Consider the following 4,165-nt stretch of genomic DNA (forward strand, 5'->3'; position numbering starts at 1 on the left):
AAAAAGTTTTCCTGGTGCTGTGAGCGCGGTGGCTCCACACCGAACCATCCCGAACTCGGAGGTGAAACGCCGCAGCGGCGAAGATACTAGGCGGGTGACTGTCTGGAAAAATAGCGCGGTGCCAGGTTCTATACTCAACCAAAAAGCTCTCTTCTGTTTGTGATCGAAGAGAGCTTTTTGGTGTTTATATTTGTTGGTTCAGGGGGCGAAAAGCGCCCTAGAAGGCTTGCTGTATAAGCGTTATTGCCCTCAACCCCCGTTGATAAAATGCCCGCTTATTGCGAAGCGGCGATTAATTAGGGCTTGGTGACGCTCCTACACCAACCCTAACGGGTATGGTGTAGGCTTCTGGGGCACTTCCGTTGCAATGCGGAGAACTTCCTTAGAGGTATCATCAGTAATTGATCCAACAATTACGATGCCACCTTTACGGCGTTTTATAGTGGGGAACACGTCCAGCCCCACCCTCAAGAGGTTGATCGCAGCGTTGACATCTCGATCAACCCAGAGCTTTTCTACCTCATCCCAGTACTCACGCATATCGCAATCAGTAAAGATCACGTCATCTCGATAGGCGAGTAATTGGGACGTGTAAGCAGGATTTTTCGCAATCACTACGGCTCCAGCTTTTCGGGCTATGTGACGTTTGGATTGTGAAAAATTGCCCAAATGCGGCATCTGCCCACGATAGATTGAGTCCAGACTTGGCAGATTGTCCATTTGGGAGGTAAGCACCCGTCTCGTCTTGTTTGGGTGCGTTGCGTTTCGTCAGACCTTTGAGATTGAGGTCTTCATGGAAGGTGCGATTCGTTTAGTCTAAATGGGTAGTAATACTCAGGGACGGCTAGCAAGGTAAACCCAAAGGAATAATCCTGAAAAGAACCTTGACAACTTGACTGTCATGTAGGTGTAAGCCCTACCCCGCAGGTGCAGCGGTGAAAGCATCATCCCCAAGGTAGAGAGTGGTCTTCAATCCTGGAAGCGGGATGAAAAGGTGTTCCTACTGGGAGCCTAACCTGGTACACACTGAGCAAGAGATTATGGGTACACAAGAAAGGTACGCCCGAACCATCGTCAGAAGAAACCAGTCAAATAAGGCTGACAGACTGGAGCCAAAAGGCTATGGATATGGTGATGGCTAATCTTCCATAGACCATCATGCACTACCAATAAACCCGGTGGATAGTACCACCCTAAAATCTCAATCAATGACAGTCAGGAACGAAATAACCCTCCCGATATCTCTTACTCAGGTCGATGAGTAAGCAATCAACCAAGATGAAAACTCTGGATAACACCAGGATACGGAAGGGCAGGATGGTGTCAGAAGCCAACGCCCGGTTGTAATGACAGGGATATGCTGAGCTGACACCCGGTTACAGGAAATATAGAGTTGTGAAAAAGCAATGAATACGTCTAATGCCGAATTAACAATTCAGGATGGAATGACCGAGGAACCCCAGTGGAACCAGATTAATTGGAAAAAGCTGGAGCGCCGCGTGTACAAGTTGCAAAAACGAATCTATAGAGCCAGTGAACGTGGTGATACGAAGGCAGTCCGAAAACTTCAGAAGACACTACTACACTCGTGGTCAGCTAAGTGCTTAGCAGTCAGACGGGTAACACAAGATAACCGAGGTAAAAAGACGACAGGCGTGGACGGCGTAAAATCCCTGACCCCAAAGCAACGTCTGAACCTGGTAGGAAGCCTAAAACTGTCAGGTAAAAGTAAACCCACTCGCAGAGTCTGGATACCTAAGCCAGGAACAGAAGAAAAGCGACCATTAGGAATACCCGTTATGAATGACCGGGCGCTACAAGCCCTAACCAAGCTAGCACTAGAACCCGAATGGGAAGCTTGTTTTGAACCTAATAGTTACGGCCCTAGACCTGGACGCTCATGCCATGATGCGATTGAGGCAATATTTAAGGCTATCCGATACAAGCCAAAATTTGTATTAGATGCCGATATCTCAAAATGTTTCGACCGCATCAATCATTCCTCGCTCCTTAAGAAGGTAAATACCTTCCCAACTATGGGAAGACAAATCAAAGCATGGTTAAAGGCTGGGGTGATGGATAAAGGAGTATTTGAAGACACCGAGCAAGGAACGCCACAAGGGGGAGTGATATCGCCTAGATTGGCTAATATTGCCCTACAGGGAATGGAGAACCGAATCAAACAATACGCAACTACCTTAAAAGGCAGGAAAGCTGATAACCAAATAGCTTTAAGCTTAGTGCGATATGCAGATGATTTTGTAATCCTGCACGAAAAATTAGAGGTAATACTTGAGTGTCAGAAGATAATCCAGGAATGGCTAAAGCAGATAGGTCTAGAACTAAAGCCAGCCAAAACCCGCATAACCCATACCTTAAACCCACTGGGAAATGAACAATCAGGATTTAATTTCTTAGGGTTCACAATCAGACAGTTTGAGGTCGGAAAATATCAATCAGGGAAAAACGCCCACGGCTCAATATTAGGGTTCAAAACAATCATCAAACCCACGACGGATAAGGTCAAGTTACACTTGGAGAAAATAGCGAAAACCATCGACACCCACAAAGCCGCTGCTCAAGCAGCTTTGATATCAAGTCTTAATCCCATCATCAGGGGATGGTCAAACTACTACTCAACAGTGTGCAGCAAGGAAGTCTACACAAAACTAGACAGCCTGATATACGCTAAACTCCGCAGATGGGGGAATCGTAGACACCCAAATAAAACCGAAAAATGGGTGGCTAACAAATACTGGCAAACCAGAGGAAGCGATCGCTGGATATTTGCAACCCGACGGGGGGGAGACAATTCCATAGCCGTTGTGAAGCACTCGGACACCCCGATTGTACGGCATACAAAGGTAAAAGGAAAAGCCAGCCCCTACGACGGTAACCTAGTTTACTGGAGTACAAGAATGGGTACAGATCCCGAAGTCCCTTCAACAGTGTCAAAACTGTTAAAAAGACACAAGGGTAAGTGTCCACACTGCGGACTGAATTTCAAACCCGGTGACTCATGGGAAGTAGACCATATAGAACCCAAAGCCAAAGGCGGAAAGAACCGTATGGATAACCTACAACTACTACACCGACATTGCCATGACACAAAGTCAGCCAATGATTTGAATGGTATGCATAACAAGCATCCTGTAACTGAGGAGCCGTGTGAAGCGAAAGTTTCACGCACGGTTCTGAAGACTCGCAGACGGGGTGACTCGCTTGCTTAGTTTAACAATACTTTCTTGCCCGTTCTCACCAACTTGTGAGCGGTTTTGGACTGGAAATCCTTTCTCGCTCTAGCAATCTTCTGGTGTTGCCGCCCTTCTCGTTTTGCCAGTTTGCGACGTGCCTTAGAGCCTTTCTTGCGGACGTTCTTTTTCTGGGAAATGCGAGTCAACTTAGCTTGACTTTTTCGCAATACCTTGAGCGATGGCAGCTTCACGCCTTCAGAGGTTGCCAAATAGACATCCTCATGCAGCACGGCATCCATCCCTAGCGAACTGTCCCAGGTAGGCAGAATTGCATCTGGCGTAACCGTTGGTACCGTTGGATCGGAAAGCCGCAAATTGACAAACCAACCATCAGCTTTCTTGATCAACTGTACCTGCTTGAGGATGGCACCATCAGGCAAATGGCGATGGGAACGAACCTTCAGCAACCCAATCTTAGGGACTTTGAGATACAAATACTTGCCACCCACCGAGCAGGAGTGCAGTTCCAGTCCGGCACCCTCAACGACCAGAGAACGGTAGCGTGATTGTGATTTGAAGCGAGGCTTGCCGCTTCGGTTGCCATTGGAATCACCAGAAACGAATCGTTCAAATGCCTTCTCAACTCGCTTGCACACTTCCTGCAATGTGTTCGCAGGAACTCGCGAGAAATCCAACTCCTCACCCGACCATTGCACCGTCACCGATTCCTTTTTGAGGGTTGGCAGGTATTTTTTCTGGCTGTAGTAGCTAGGTTTTTCACGTAATTCTGGGAGGTGACAGACCAGAGGACACGCATCGACAGAGGTTCTATTAAAGTCAGTGACTCTCTTGCGAGAGCCACTGCTCTCCAGAACGGAACGTGAGACTTTCACCTCATTCCGCTCCTCATTTAACCTATCCTTTGACAATGGGCTTATCCAGACTGCCATCATTTGCAGTTTTCTTATCAT

General features: G+C 47.4%; 3 protein-coding genes and 1 rRNA gene. 2 read left to right on the forward strand and 2 right to left on the reverse strand.

Annotation, left to right across the window (positions count from 1 at the left end; translation table 11 throughout):
- Positions 1 to 10: 10 nt before the first annotated feature.
- A 5S ribosomal RNA gene (rrf, locus tag ACE1CM_RS38740) occupies positions 11 to 127 on the forward strand.
- A gap of 188 nt (positions 128 to 315) precedes the next feature.
- Here rrf and ACE1CM_RS38745 read toward each other — a convergent pair.
- The gene (locus ACE1CM_RS38745) at positions 316 to 720 is read right to left on the reverse strand and encodes a hypothetical protein (RefSeq protein ID WP_374884258.1); all 405 of its coding nucleotides are present in this window, start codon (positions 718 to 720) and stop codon (positions 316 to 318) included.
- A gap of 686 nt (positions 721 to 1,406) precedes the next feature.
- Here ACE1CM_RS38745 and ltrA point away from each other — a divergent pair.
- Positions 1,407 to 3,230, forward strand: coding sequence for a group II intron reverse transcriptase/maturase (gene ltrA / locus ACE1CM_RS38750; protein ID WP_374884259.1), 1,824 nt, complete (start codon positions 1,407 to 1,409; stop codon positions 3,228 to 3,230).
- Here ltrA and ACE1CM_RS38755 read toward each other — a convergent pair.
- A partial coding sequence (locus tag ACE1CM_RS38755; protein WP_374884261.1) for an RNA-guided endonuclease InsQ/TnpB family protein occupies positions 3,227 to 4,165 on the reverse strand: 939 nt, incomplete at its 5' end. The genes ltrA and ACE1CM_RS38755 overlap by 4 nt on opposite strands.

This window comes from Microseira sp. BLCC-F43 (assembly GCF_041929235.1).
Taxonomy (GTDB): domain Bacteria; phylum Cyanobacteriota; class Cyanobacteriia; order Cyanobacteriales; family Aerosakkonemataceae; genus Microseira.